Genomic DNA, 13448 nt, shown 5'->3' on the forward strand with positions numbered 1-13448 from the left:
AGCATGAACAGTCCTTTGGTAGTGATTGCCGGCGGCAGCAGTGCCGCCGGCGTGGCAGTGGCCCGCGCCCTACTTGGCGACGGCATGCGTGTGCTGAGCGTTGGATCCGACGCCGGACGGATCCAGGCGGCGGCCGAACTAACCCCCGGCGCCGTCCCCCTGGTCTGCAATCTTGCCGATCCCGACGACGTGGCCGATCTGGTGGCCGATATCCACGAGGGCTTTGGGCCCGTTGACGGCCTGATCCATCTTGTGGGCGGTTGGCGAGGCGGGAAGGGGATCACGGGTCAAAGCGATGCCGATTGGGATTTCCTCCACACCACCGTGTTGACCACGCTGCGCACCACGAGCCGGGCGTTCTACGACGACCTCGCGGCCTCACCCGTAGGCCGGCTGGCCATTGTTTCCTCCACCACAGTGACCGACCCGAGCGCCGGTGACGCCAACTACGCCTCGATCAAGGCGGCCGCGGAAACGTGGCTGCGCTCGGTGGCTGCCGGTTTCGCAGCTGGAACCGGTCCCGAGTCGGGAACGGGGCCCCGGGCGGGGTCTGGAACCGGATCAGGGCCAGCCACGAGCACCGGAGCAGGGACAGCGGCCGGTGAAGGGAGCACGGAAGGTGGGGCGGCCGGCGTCGTACTTGTGGTGAAAGCGCTGCTCGATGATGCCATGCGCGCCCGCTTCCCCGAACGTCGCTTCCCTGGATTCACCGACGTCGCCGTGCTCGGCTCGGCTGTGGCGGGCCTATTCGCCACCCCTGGCGCACAGCTCAACGGTGCACGCATTATTCTTGACAGCAACTCATAACCTGAAAGGCATCGTGAACATCGACGCACAATTCCATGACCCCTCTGTGAGCAGTTTCGCCTCAGATAACTACTCCGGCATTCACCCGGAGGTCCTTGAAGCCCTGATCGCGGCCAATGGCGGGCACCAGACGGCGTACGGCGAGGATGTGTACACGGCCCGGCTACGCGAGGAAATGAGCACACTTTTCGGCAAAGAGGTGGATGTGTTCCCCGTGTTCAACGGCACGGGCGCCAATGTGGTGGGGCTGCAGTCGTTGCTGCCGCGCTGGGGTGCTGTGGTGTGCGCGGCCACGGCCCACATCAACAACGATGAAAATGGTGCCCCGGAACGGGTGGGCGGGATGAAACTGCTCAGCGTTCCTACCCCCGATGGCAAACTCACCCCCGAACTGATTGACATGGAAGCTTGGGGTTTCGGTGACGAGCACCGCGCCCAGCCGCTGGCCGTGTCCATCACACAGACCACCGAACTGGGCACCTGCTACACCCCGGATGAAGTGCGCGCCATCTGCGAGCACGCCCATTCCTTGGGTATGAAGGTCCACATGGACGGTGCCCGGTTGGCGAATGCGGCTGCCCACTTAGGTGTTCCGGTGCGCGAATTCACCTCCGATGCCGGCGTGGACGTGCTGTCCTTTGGTGGGACCAAGAACGGCATCATGTTTGGCGAAGTCATTGTGGCGCTGAACCCTACGGCGGCCGACGGCCTCATTTACCTGCGCAAGATGAACATGCAGCTGGCCTCCAAGATGCGCTTCATCTCAGCCCAAGTACTGGCGCTGCTGCGTGATGATCTCTGGCTGCGTTCGGCCGGCCATGCCAACGCCATGGCGGCGAAGCTGCGCGCCGCGGTGGAGGACCTGCCCGGCGTGCAGTGCACCCAGGCCACCGAATCCAACGGAATCTTCGCCATTCTGCCCGAGGGCGTCGCCGACCGGCTGCGTCGGGACTTCAAGTTCTACGACTGGGATCCGGCGGCACGGGAAGTTCGTTGGATGTGTTCCTTCGACACCACCGAAGCGGACATAGATATGTTTGCAGCGGCAGTCCGCAAGGAACTTCAGGACTAGTAGCTGCGCTCCTTTGTCCTGTCTGCAGGTGCTTGCGTTGCACTGCAGTGCTTGAAGTTTCAGTGCTTGAGGGCGCGCCGGACTGGGCCAGCTGGACCCGATCTGGCGCGTCAGAACCGGCCGATCCGGCGCGTCAGAACCGGCTGATCCGGCGCGCCTTCCTCACTTTGACCCCCACCGGTCGTAGCCTGCAGATGTGAGCCCCGATCTCCAGCTACCTGCTGACTTCAAAGAAGCCTTGGCCGGGTTGCGTGCTGCCCCCCATCGCAGTGAGCTGACGCTGACTGAAGTACCGGCTCCTGTCAGGCTTGCCCCTTTTCGCGTAGCTCTTGGTGCGGAAGTCCTCGTAGAGGGAGAGGAACTGGCCACGGGGCGCTTCATCCTTTTGCATGACCCCAACGGCTCCGATCTCTGGGGCGGCACCTTCCGGATTATCACGTACATTCGGGCGCAGCTCGAGCCAGATATTGGCAACGACTCCCTGTTGGGCAACGTTGCCTGGGCGTGGCTGGTGGAATCCCTCGAAGAGCACCGGGCCCAGTACAACAACGCCGGCGGTACTGCCACACGCATCCTCTCGGAATCTTATGGCTCCCTGGCATCTCGCCCGGACGCCATTGACATTGAGTTACGGGCCTCATGGACACCCCAGGGCCGGGACATGAGTGCGCATCTGGATGCCTGGGTGGACATTGTGTGCACCTTTGCAGGCCTGCCACCAGTGCCCGACGGCGTGACCTTGCTGCCACAACGACGCCCAAGAAACAACGGCTAATCACATCGCGGACAGTGTCTGGGCCTACCCCAATCGAGCATTAAAGGGCTTTCCTTCGCCATTCGGTAGACTAAGAGCATCATGACCAATGCAGATTCAAGTACACACAGCCGCGCCAGGGCCAAAATGTCCACAACACATCAGGGCCGCAGGTCCGCCACCCTAGGGCTTGAGGACATCTCTCCCTCCGGTTCGGCAGCCGGCCCAAGCACAGATCTGGCCCCCACTCCACTGACGTCGGTGGTGATTGACGGCGTTCGTCTGGAACTGGGCGATCTGCCTGAGTTAGTGAATCTGGACATGCCCCGCGACGGGATTCCCGCCGTCGTCGATACTGAGCCGGCCTTGAAGCGATGCGCTGCAGCCCTTGAAGCGGGCAGCGGCCCGGCCGCCGTCGATACGGAACGCGCCTCCGGCTTCCGCTACGGCCAACGCGCCATGCTGGTACAGATCCGCCGTGAAGGTGCCGGGACATGGCTTATTGACCCCGAAGCGTTCCCCGACCTGAAGATCATCGACGAGGCCTTGCGCGGCGTCGAATGGATTCTGCACGCCGCCAGCCAGGACCTGCCCTGTCTGGCCGGCGTCGGCATGTGGCCGGACAGGTTGTTTGACACTGAGCTTGCCGCCCGCCTCGCCGGACTTCCTCGCGTAGGACTGGGCGCCGTAGTGGAGTCCCTCTTGGGCTTCCATCTGGCCAAAGAGCATTCCGCCGCTGACTGGTCCACCCGCCCACTTCCCGAACCGTGGCTGCGCTACGCGGCGCTCGATGTCGAAGTCCTGGTGGATCTCGAAGAAGAACTTCTGGCCCTGTTGGAGCAGGAGGGCAAGCTGGATTACGCCGCCCAGGAATTCCAGTACTTGATGGACGCCGGCGTGCCTGCGCCCCGCGTTGACCCGTGGCGGCGCACCTCCGGATCGCACACCATCAGAAACCGCGTCCAGCTGGCCGCTGTTCGCGAGTTGTGGCAGACCCGCGAGAAGCTCGCCGAGCACCGCGATATTGCACCGGGTAGGCTGATCCCTGATTCGGCCATCATTGCCGCCGCCAAGGGCTTGCCCGCCACAGTTCCGGCGCTATTGGCGCTCTCCGGCTTCCATGGCCGCTCAGCCAAGCGCGACGCGCCCAAGTGGCTGCATGCGATCCAGACCGGCAAGAACAGCACGGATCTGCCATCTCTGCAGGTCTCCAATAACACTCCCCCTCCGCCGCGCGTCTGGGCCGAGCGTGATCCGGTGGCAGCGGCACGCTTCGCCACGGCCCGTACCAAGATGAGCCAACTCGCCGAGGACTTGAACATCCCGTCCGAGAACATTCTGACCCCGGATCACCTGCGCCGCGTGTGCTGGCGTCCGCCGTCGACCATAACAGAGGAGAGTATCTCCGAAGCCTTGGCTGAACTGGGTGCCCGCAACTGGCAGATTGAAAAGACGGCGGCTCTCCTGGTCGACTCCATGAACAACCCCGAGCCGCTAGCACCGAGGGAACCCAAGGAAGCTTAGGACGATCACGCCTAGCGATAGCTAACTCCAGCACGTCCTTCCCTCGAGCGGTGAGTAGTGAGCAATGTTTATAGTAAACATTGCTCACTACTCACCGCTCGAGGTGGTTTAAGGCTGCGCCGGGCCAAAATCACGCCATTTTGACCTCTAAGTTACTCACGAGTAACATGAGTTGCGACACACTCTCCACCGCTAGGCTGGGCTGGAGTGAACACCATTGAACGCAACCAAGGAGTTAGACGTGAGCCAAAATCGGCAGATCAGGGACGTGGTCTTTGTTGACGGCGTCCGCACCCCCTTTGGCCGCGCCGGGGAAAGGGCATCTATGCCAACACCCGCGCCGATGACCTCGTGGTCAAGTGCATCCGCGAGCTCATGCGCCGCAACCCTTCCCTCCCCGCCGAACGCATTGACGAGGTGGCTATTGCCGCCACCACGCAGACCGGCGATCAGGGCCTGACCATTGGGCGCACCGCCGCCCTCTTGGCCGGCCTGCCGCAGTCCGTGCCGGGATTTGCCATCGACAGGATGTGCGCTGGCGCCATGACCGCGGTGACGACGACGGCGTCGGGCATTGGCTTTGGCGCTTATGACGTGGTCATCGCTGGCGGCGTGGAGCACATGGGCCACCACCCATGGGCGCCGGAGCCGATCCGAACCCCCGCTTCATGTCCGAACGCATTGTGGATCCGGCCGCCCTGAACATGGGTAACACCGCCGAGAACCTCCACGACCGCTTCCCCGCAATCACCAAGGACCGCACCGACGCTTACGCCGTGGCCAGCCAAAACAAGCTCGCCGCCGCCTACGCCAAGGAGCAGATCCAACCCGATCTGGTTCCCGTTGCTACGCTCAAGCCGGGTGCCGGCTGGACCGTCAACACCGTGGATGAGCCGCCCCGCCCCGGCACCACGGTTGAAGATTTGGCAGCGCTTCGCACTCCCTTCCGCGCCCACGGCCGGGTTAGTGCCGGCAACGCCGCTGGACTGAACGACGGCGCCACGGCGGCACTTTTGGCTTCTGCCGAGGCTGCCGCTGAGCTCGGTTTGCCCGTCAAGATGCGCCTGGTCAACTTCGCGTTTGCCGGCGTCGCCCCGGAGGTCATGGGTATTGGCCCCGTGCCGGCCACCGAAAAGGCGCTTCGTTTGGCTGGGCTCACCATCGAAGATATTGGCCTGTTTGAAATCAACGAAGCCTTCGCTGTCCAGGTACTCTCCTTCCTTGACCACTTTGGCATCGCCGACGACGACCCTCGAGTCAACCGCTATGGTGGCGCCATCGCCGTAGGCCACCCCCTCGCCTCCTCCGGCGTGCGCCTCATGAACCAGTTGGCCCGGCAGTTCGAAGAAGACCACTCCGTGCAGTACGGCATCACCACCATGTGCATCGGTTTGGGCATGGGCGCCACCGTGATCTGGGAAAACCCGCACTTTGCCCCCAGCCCTGAAACCACGTCAACCTCCACTGAAGGGAGCGCAGCATGAGCGCCCAGGACTTCACCAAACTCGCAGCAATGTTCCCCGATGAGGTCGTGACGCATTCGTATGTGCAGGACATTGCCCTTCCCGGCGTGGACGGCGCACCGAGCGCAGGCACCTTTGCCCTGATCACGCTGGACAACGGCCTGGATCATCGCCGTCCCACCACGTTGGGCCCCAACACCCTCGTTGAATTGGGTATCACGTTAGAAACCCAACGTGAGCGGGCAGCTCGCGGGGAGATACTTGGTGTGGGCGTCACCGGCAAGCCGTTCTTCCTGGTGGCTGGCGCAGATCTCTCTGCCGTCAAGAGCCTAAACGATCCCGAAGCTGCCCTATGGATGGCTCAGCTTGGCCACGATGTCTATTCCACGCTGAATGACTTGGGCGTTCCAAGCTTTGTATTCATCAACGGATTGGCTCTGGGTGGCGGGCTCGAGATTGCGCTCAACGCCAGCTACCGGACAGTCTCCACTGGTGCCGGCGCCCTGGCACTGCCCGAAGCGTTCCTCGGCCTGGTGCCCGGCTGGGGCGGCGTGTACCTGCTCCCCCGCCTGATTGGACCGGCCAATGCCGTGCAGGTCATGATCGAGAACGCCCTATCCAACAATCGCACCCTGAGCGGCCCGGCAGCCTTCAAGCTCGGCATTGCCGACGCCCTGTTTGAGCCCGCTGATTTTGTGGAACAGTCCCTGAATTGGGCGGCCCGCGTTCTTGCCGGCGCCGAAAGCGTCAGCCGCCCCAACGCGGTGAGTGAGCCGCTGAGCGAGGAAAACAGCGCAGCCTGGGATGCCGCCGTCGTGCGTGCCAAGACGTTTGTGGAGGCCAAGACCTCCAATGCCGCCCCGGCCCCGGCGAAGGTGATTGAGCTGCTGGAAAAGGGCAAGCACTTCACGAAGGCGGAATCTTTCGCGGCCGAGGATGCGGCGCTGGCCGAGCTCATGGGCACACCGCAGTTCAAGGACACCGTCTACGCGTTTCTGGACCTGGTGCAGAAGCGGGCCAAGAAGCCGGCCGGTGCGCCGGATCCGAAGCTGGCGCGCCCCGTCACCAAGGTCGGCGTGGTGGGTGCCGGGCTGATGGCAGGGCAGTTTGCGCTGTTGTTTGCTCGCCAGCTCAAGGTGCCGGTGGTGATGACGGACATTGATGCGGCGCGGGTGGAGAAGGGTGTTTCCTACGTGCATGGCGAGGTGGATAAGCTGCTCGCCAAGGGCCGGATCAGCCAGGACGCCGCGAACCGCACGAAGGCGCTCGTGACGGGCTCGGTCTCCAAGGACGTGTTTGCCGACGCCGACTTCGTCATCGAGGCCGTATTTGAGGAACTGTCCGTCAAGAAGGCCGTGTTCGCCGAGGTGGAGGCCATTGTCTCCCCCGAGTGCATCCTTGCCACCAACACCTCCTCGCTGTCCGTTACGGCCATGGCCGAGGACTTGTTGCACCCCGAACGACTGGTGGGCTTCCACTTCTTCAACCCTGTGGCCGTCATGCCGCTGCTGGAAATTGTTCGCGCTCCCAAGACCGACGACGCCGTGCTCGCCACAGCATTTGCCACGGCCAAGGCGCTGCGCAAGACGGCGGTATTGGTCAAGGATGCGGCCGCGTTTGTGGTGAACCGGGTGCTATTGCGCCTCATGGCGGAGGTCTCCAAGGCCTTTGACGAGGGAACTGACGCGCACACGGCGGATAACGCGTTGCGTCCCATGGGCCTGCCTATGACCCCGTTCACGCTGCTGGCCATGGTGGGCATCCCTGTGGCTCAGCACGTCACCGAATCGCTCCATACGGCCTTTGGCGACCGCTTCCACGTCTCCGCTAATCAGCAGGCCCTCATCGATGGCGGCAAGAAGGCTCTGTGGGAGACCGCGGCCGACGGTTCCGTGTCGATTCCCGCAGATACCCTGGCCTTGCTGAGCTTCGGCAACACTCCCTCCACGGGTGAGGAGCTGCTGCGCAAGACGCAGGATGCACTGGCGGAGGAGATTGGCCTCATGCTCGCCGAAGGTGTTGTTGCAGGGCCCGAGGACATTGATCTCTGTATGATCCTTGGTGCTGGCTGGCCCATGCATTTGGGTGGCATCACACCGTATCTGGACCGCGTGGGCGCCTCCCATCGCGTCAATGGGAAGCCGTTCCACCCCGCCGCCTAGCTGTTCCCGCGCAAGTACGACGACGGGCCCGCACCTTTTTGCCAAGGTGCGGGCCCGCGCGTCGTTCCGGGTTCGATGAGACGATGTAAGGGCTCCTCCTCTGGAACAAGGCTCGGCTCCACAGCTGGGGGTGATACCGCCACCGTGACACAGACTCCTAATGACCAACAGTGGCAAGGCTCTTGGTCCCCAATGACGCAGCTGCGCTGGCCGCTGCCCTTGTGCGCAACCGCGACCACCCTGCGTATTGGGAACCATCCCGCCCACAGGAGTTCTACACGGAGGAATGGCAGGCTACAGATAGTGCCAGCCGGCTTGCCGCCCATGAGTCCGGAACCGCTCATCCTTTTGCTTTGTTTTCAGGTGACGCCATGGTGTGCCGATTCAACTTAGCCGGGATTGAGCGTAGCCCCTTCCAGAACAGCATTCTGAGTTAGCGGGTGGCTGGTAGTTCTACGGGACGGGGGCTGGCCTGCGCCACTGTCCAGGCCATAGTCGAATCAGCAAGTGTGCATCTGGGCCTGCACCGGATTGAAGCCAGCACCCTCCTGGACAATACTGGCTCACAGCGGGTGCTGCTGAAATCAGGAGTCCAACAAAGTGGCATGGCACCGCAATACCTGAAAATTGCCGGCAAAAGGCAGGATCACAATCTCTACCAAATGCTCCTGCATAGCTAAGACATCAGGTGAGAGCACTTGCCCACGACGATGCCTGCCTTTGCTCGCTTGACCACACAATGAAGAGTCACGGGAGGCGCGCCTCGTTTGGCTTTCTTTCAGCTTCAACTGAAAGAATGGAGCCATGACTCTTGAGCCTTCCCTGACCCGCCGTTCGGCCCTCCGCGCCACCACTGCAGCCTCTGGCGCAGCCTGCGCCCTTGCCTTGGCGGGATGCGCGCCTGCCGGAAACGCAGCAGCTGGCAAAGGCAAGACTGCCGCCGAAGTCCCCACGGGTGGTACCCCGCACCAGGTAGGCAAACTGGCCGATCTGCCCGTTGGAGGCACAGCAGGGGCCACGGCCGGCGACGTTGAAGTCATGTTGTTCCGTCCGGATGAAACCACCGTTTTGGCCTACACCGACATCTGCACGCATGCTGGCTGCAAGGTGGCACCGCACGGAGAAGACTTCAAGTGCCCGTGCCATGGCTCTGTTTTCAAGGGCAGCGACGGCACTGTGGTCTCCGGACCGGCCAAGGCTGCCCTCCCCCGCTTCGCCGCAGCCATCGACGGCGAATGGATCACCGTCTCCATCTAGTGGCAACACTTTGCTCCTGCGCGTGGTTAATGTCGTATGGGGCGCCACTTCATCAGTGGCGCCCCATTCGACGTTAATGGTGCGCTGACGCAAACACCTTAGAACAAAGCGACCTTCGGCGTCCGCGGGAAAATCTGATCCAGCTCCGCCAAGTCTTCAGACGTGGGCTTCCAGCTGGCGGACGCTGCATTCTGGCGCACCTGCTCAGGCTTCGTGGCCCCGGCAATGACGCTGGCCACGGCAGGTTGCGCTGCCAGCCAGGAAAACGCCACCTGAACCTCGGTCAGCTCACGGGCCGCGGCGAAAGCGCTGAAGGCGCTGAACTGGTCTTGATCGGCGTCGGTCACCATGTTCTGGCGCGTATGGGAGAGGCGGCTGCCGACGGGAACCACACCACCTTTGTATTTACCCGTCAACAGCCCGTTGGCAAGGGGGAAGTATGGCATTACACCCAAACCGAACGCCTCTGCTGCCGGCGTCACTTCCTGCTCGGCACGGCGATCCAGAAGGTTGTAGTGGTTCTGGCTCGCCACAAACCGCTCGGTGCCGAGCGCACGCGCAGTATGTTCGGCGTCCGCGATCTGCCAGCCAGCCAAATTTGAATGGCCAATGTAGCGCACCTTACCGGCTTGAACCAGTGAATCCAGTGCCTTGAGCGTCTCCACCATCGGAGTGTGACCATCGGGGGTGTGGTAATAAAACAGGTCCAAATAGTCGGTATTAAGCCGGCGCAGTGAAGCCTCGACCGACTGCAGAATGTACTTCCGCGAACCACGATGGCCCCAATCAACGCCGTTGGCGCCCTGGGTATCCATGCCGAATTTTGTGGCCACAACAACGTCGGAACGGTGCGTGCCCAGCGCCTTGCCCAGGATGGTTTCGCTAAGCCCAGGCGTCATGCCATAAACATCAGCCACGTCAAAGTGCGTGATGCCCGCATCCAGTGCGGCATGCACGACGGCGTTGCTTCCCTCTTGCGTTTGTGTCGCCGTCCCACTGCGGCCCAGGTTGTTACACCCGAGGCCCACAGCGGAAACGGTCAGTCCGGAACGGCCTACTGCTCGGTATTCAATCATGGTTCCACTGTACCGAAAACTTCCCTTCGGCCATTCAGAGCGGGAACCAAGTGTCCGCTACAGGCTGAAGTGGGTGGTTCCTGTGGGGCTGTGTTTGGCCCGAAGTGCCGCTACATCACCGATGGGTCCGGTGGCCACAGTCAGCTTGGTGAAGTCGAGCTTTTCTTCGCGGATGCACACCTTGACATTGGCTACGGCGCGGGCCGCGTCCGGAGCCACAATGTACACGTTGAGCTTGCCGAGACCGTGACCGGCTGCGGTGAACTCCATCTTTTCCAACACTCCGCTGCCACGCCACGCCAAGTGGGCCGTCAAGGATTCCTTGACACGGAAGGCCAAGTGCTTGTCACGGTCCGAGACCCGATCGTTCTTCAACGCGAACTGAGCCACCACCAAGAACTGATCCTCACGGACCAAAGGTGCAAAGCCGTCGGCAACACTCTGTTCGGAGAAGGCCGCCAGCATGCCTTCTGCCTCTTCGAGGCTCGCTACGGCGACCTCTTTTGAGGTGCTCACATGTCCTACGGTGCCGTGGTTGACGACAAAGAAAATCTCCGGCGCGACTATCACTTCATTCTCTTCGGCATCTTCGTTGTCTTCGCCTCCCCCAGCGTCAACCCACGCCTCACGGAAGACCAAGGCTCCGGCGTCGTCCTTCTTAAACATGCGCACAATGTTGGGGTCAAGGCCTGCCAAAATGGTCTCGTTGATGAACTCGCTGCTGTTATCGCTCATACTGATCGCGACGTCCTTCCTAGGGTGAACCAGGCCGCATCGCGACCGTCGAATGGGGCATTGGCGCCGGCCACAGCCGTGACGAGCTCCGCGCAGGAGGATTCCATGCGATCGGCTAACTCGTCGGGGTAAGCCAGTTCAATGCGATGCTGGGCAAATTCGTCTTCATCGTCCACATAGAGCCCGCGGCCTGCCGTGCGAACCACGTCCAGATCCATATCAATCATGTGGAACTCGATCACGTTGGGGCGAATGCGGCGCCACTGCAGGTCAATGGCCAAATCTATGTACAACTCAACCTTTTCAGGATGCGCCTCGTCATAGAAGGTGGCCACCCAATCACCCGTGAAGGGGATCAGCAAAACCGCGTCGGACTCGGTGTACAGGGCTGCGCCGGGACGCGAAATGAACTCATGGGTGCCCTGAAATATCCAGTGCCCAAACTCATCCGTGCCCAGATAATGTCCGGGGACCACCCAGTGCGCTGTGCCGTCATACTTGCGGTTGCGGGCCACCACCAGATCGCCAACGCGCGGGACATCCGCCCCGTCCTGCGTTGCAACAGCGCACTCTTGCACAGCTGTCACAGGATCGGCAGCTGACCTGTGCGCGGGGCGGGCTGGCCTGGCAGCGGCCGCGCGAATGGAACCTTCGTACCAAGGACCTGTTCGACGACGTCCTGCGCCACCCGCTGTGCCGTCAGTCCTACGCGTTCCAGAACCTGGCTACGAGTGCCGTGGGCCAGGAATTCTACGGGCAGGCCAACCTCATTCAGGGCCGTATCGATGCCGGCGGCCCGCAGTTCCTGACGGATCCGGGAGCCGACACCACCGGCACGCACGCCATCTTCAACCACAATGACGATGCGGTGCTGGGAGGCCAACTGGATGATGGAACGCGCCACGGGCAGCACCCAGCGCGGATCAACCACGGTAGAACTGATGCCCTGGGCACCAATACGGTTGGCAACGTCCAGACAAAGTTCGCTCATGGCTCCGACGCTGACAATCAGAACATCTGTCTGCGGGTCCGCACCGGCACCGGGCATCTCGTGTACTGAGCGCGCCAGGACGTCAACGCCATCGTACAAACGCTCGAGGGCCACAATTTCCGGCCCGACATTGCCTTTGGAATACCGCACCACACTGGGCGCATCGGAAATGGCAACTGCTTCGCGGAGTTCCTCGCGCAGACGTTCGGCATCACGCGGAGCGGCCAAGTGCAGCCCAGGAACAATCTGCAGCATGGACATATCCCACATGCCGTGGTGACTGGGACCATCTGGCCCGGTGACACCGGCGCGGTCCAGCACAATGGTGACTCCGGCCTTGTGCAGGGCAACATCCATGAGCAGCTGATCGAAGGCTCGGTTGAGGAACGTAGCGTAAATGGCCACCACAGGATGCAGGCCACCGAAGGCCATCCCGGCCGCCATGGTCACGGCGTGCTGTTCGGCAATACCCACATCTATGACACGTTCGGGGTACTTTTGCGCAAATCCGGCCAGCCCCATGGGCAGCAACATGGCACCGGTAATGGCCACAATGTCTTCACGTTCCTCGGCGATCGTGGTGATTTCCTCACCAAAAACGCTCGTCCAGGACTTACCGCTGGCCGCCTCCAGAGCACGGCCCGTCTCAGGATTAATGACCCCGACGGCGTGGAACTGGTCGTCCTCATCGGCACGAGCCGGCGCATAGCCGCGGCCCTTTTCCGTGAACGCGTGCACAATGACGGGTCCACCGTAGTTCTTGGCCAGCTGCAGTGCTGACTCCATGGCCTTCTCGTCGTGGCCGTCAACCGGTCCCACGTACTTCATGCCGAGATCGTCAAAGAGTCCCTGGGGTGCCCACCAGTCTTTGACGCCCTTCTTGGCGGCGTGCAAGCTCTTGTACACAAAGCGACCGGCGGCGTTGCCGTCTTGGAGGCGCTTCTTACCCCAGTACATGGACGCCTCGTACTTCTTGTGGGTCCGCACATGATCAATGGCAGGGCGCAGCGACGCCAAGTAATCTGCAACGCCACCCACTGTTGGGGCGTAGGAGCGTCCGTTGTCGTTGACCACGATGACAACTTTGCGGTCCTTGTCAGCGGCAATGTTGTTGATGGCTTCCCACGTCATGCCGCCGGTCAGGGCGCCGTCGCCAATGACGGCCACCACGTAGCGATCATCTTCGCCCCGGAGTTGGTGAGCGCGGGCAATGCCGTCGGCCCAGGACAATGATGAGGAAGCGTGTGAACTCTGCACAATGTCATGCTCAGACTCGGCACGTTCCGGGTACCCGGAAAGCCCACCTTGCTGACGCAGGGTGGAAAAATCGTGCCGGCCAGTCACCAGCTTGTGAACGTAGGACTGGTGGCCGGTGTCAAAGACGATGCTGTCCCTCGGAGAATCAAAGATTCGATGGATGGCCAGAGTCAGTTCAACAACGCCCAGGTTGGGACCCAAATGGCCACCGGTCTGGGACACGTTAGCGATGAGGAAGCCCCTGATTTCTTGGGCCAGCTCCTCCATTTGTTGCTCACTGAGCCGGCTCAGGTCACGCGGGTGCGTGATGGATTCTAAAAGTCCCATGGGTTACCTCCTGGGTGCACGGT

General features: G+C 62.1%; 12 protein-coding genes and 1 pseudogene. 9 read left to right on the plus strand and 4 right to left on the minus strand.

Annotated features, from left to right (window positions below):
* The first annotated feature begins 3 nt into the window (after positions 1-3).
* The 9 genes and pseudogenes from AS189_RS13765 to AS189_RS13800 all read left to right on the plus strand — a co-directional run bounded on the left by AS189_RS13765 (position 4) and on the right by AS189_RS13800 (position 9039).
* Positions 4-807, plus strand: a complete 804-nt coding sequence (locus tag AS189_RS13765; protein ID WP_082634307.1) for an SDR family oxidoreductase — start codon at positions 4-6, stop codon at positions 805-807.
* A complete protein-coding gene (locus AS189_RS13770) occupies positions 791-1879 on the plus strand; it encodes a threonine aldolase family protein (protein ID WP_237759857.1) in 1089 nt (362 codons plus the stop codon). Before AS189_RS13765 ends, AS189_RS13770 begins: the two co-directional genes overlap by 17 nt.
* Positions 1880-2075: 196 nt before the next feature.
* Positions 2076-2654, plus strand: a complete 579-nt coding sequence (locus AS189_RS13775; protein WP_062290050.1) for a DUF3000 domain-containing protein — start codon at positions 2076-2078, stop codon at positions 2652-2654.
* Positions 2655-2780: 126 nt separating this feature from the next.
* Positions 2781-4157, plus strand: coding sequence for an HRDC domain-containing protein (locus AS189_RS13780; protein WP_062293676.1), 1377 nt, complete (start codon positions 2781-2783; stop codon positions 4155-4157).
* A gap of 241 nt (positions 4158-4398) precedes the next feature.
* A pseudogene (locus tag AS189_RS13785) lies at positions 4399-5641 on the plus strand (thiolase family protein).
* Positions 5638-7782 carry a 3-hydroxyacyl-CoA dehydrogenase NAD-binding domain-containing protein gene (locus AS189_RS13790; protein WP_062290052.1) on the plus strand — a complete coding sequence of 715 codons (2145 nt, stop codon included), beginning with the start codon at positions 5638-5640 and terminating at the stop codon, positions 7780-7782. Before AS189_RS13785 ends, AS189_RS13790 begins: the two are co-directional and overlap by 4 nt.
* A gap of 170 nt (positions 7783-7952) precedes the next feature.
* Positions 7953-8219: a hypothetical protein gene (locus AS189_RS19565; protein ID WP_082634309.1), complete on the plus strand. Its 267-nt coding sequence runs from the start codon at positions 7953-7955 to the stop codon at positions 8217-8219.
* A 3-nt stretch (positions 8220-8222) separates the two neighbouring features.
* Entirely contained in the window at positions 8223-8462 is a 240-nt protein-coding gene (locus AS189_RS19570; protein ID WP_082634310.1) for a GNAT family N-acetyltransferase, read from the plus strand.
* A 124-nt stretch (positions 8463-8586) separates the two neighbouring features.
* Entirely contained in the window at positions 8587-9039 is a 453-nt protein-coding gene (locus AS189_RS13800; protein ID WP_062290055.1) for a Rieske (2Fe-2S) protein, read from the plus strand.
* A 98-nt stretch (positions 9040-9137) separates the two neighbouring features.
* Here AS189_RS13800 and AS189_RS13805 read toward each other — a convergent pair whose 3' ends face one another.
* Genes AS189_RS13805 through dxs form a run of 4 tightly spaced genes read right to left on the minus strand, consistent with a single transcriptional unit; the run spans position 9138 to position 13425 of the window.
* The gene (locus AS189_RS13805) at positions 9138-10115 is read right to left on the minus strand and encodes an aldo/keto reductase (protein ID WP_062290059.1); all 978 of its coding nucleotides are present in this window, start codon (positions 10113-10115) and stop codon (positions 9138-9140) included.
* Between the two features lie 57 nt (positions 10116-10172).
* Positions 10173-10850, minus strand: a complete 678-nt coding sequence (locus AS189_RS13810; protein WP_062290062.1) for a hypothetical protein — start codon at positions 10848-10850, stop codon at positions 10173-10175.
* Positions 10847-11437: a DUF402 domain-containing protein gene (locus tag AS189_RS13815; RefSeq protein ID WP_237759858.1), complete on the minus strand. Its 591-nt coding sequence runs from the start codon at positions 11435-11437 to the stop codon at positions 10847-10849. The genes AS189_RS13810 and AS189_RS13815 overlap by 4 nt, the downstream gene beginning before the upstream one ends.
* Positions 11434-13425, minus strand: coding sequence for a 1-deoxy-D-xylulose-5-phosphate synthase (gene dxs, locus AS189_RS13820; RefSeq protein ID WP_062290065.1), 1992 nt, complete (start codon positions 13423-13425; stop codon positions 11434-11436). Before dxs ends, AS189_RS13815 begins: the two co-directional genes overlap by 4 nt.
* Between the last annotated feature and the right edge of the window lie 23 nt (positions 13426-13448).

Origin of the sequence: Arthrobacter alpinus, assembly GCF_001445575.1 — a bacterium.
Classification (GTDB): domain Bacteria; phylum Actinomycetota; class Actinomycetes; order Actinomycetales; family Micrococcaceae; genus Specibacter; species Specibacter alpinus_C.

Excerpts from the sequence above, each read along its gene's own strand:
- AS189_RS13765 (WP_082634307.1), top strand. The coding sequence starts at position 4 with ATGAACAGTCCTTTGGTAGTGATTGCCGGCGGCAGCAGTGCCGCCGGC.
- AS189_RS13780 (WP_062293676.1), top strand. The coding sequence starts at position 2,781 with ATGTCCACAACACATCAGGGCCGCAGGTCCGCCACCCTAGGGCTTGAG.
- AS189_RS13790 (WP_062290052.1), top strand. The coding sequence starts at position 5,638 with ATGAGCGCCCAGGACTTCACCAAACTCGCAGCAATGTTCCCCGATGAG.
- AS189_RS13800 (WP_062290055.1), top strand. The coding sequence starts at position 8,587 with ATGACTCTTGAGCCTTCCCTGACCCGCCGTTCGGCCCTCCGCGCCACC.
- AS189_RS13805 (WP_062290059.1), bottom strand. The coding sequence starts at position 10,115 with ATGATTGAATACCGAGCAGTAGGCCGTTCCGGACTGACCGTTTCCGCT.
- AS189_RS13810 (WP_062290062.1), bottom strand. The coding sequence starts at position 10,850 with ATGAGCGATAACAGCAGCGAGTTCATCAACGAGACCATTTTGGCAGGC.
- dxs (WP_062290065.1), bottom strand. The coding sequence starts at position 13,425 with ATGGGACTTTTAGAATCCATCACGCACCCGCGTGACCTGAGCCGGCTC.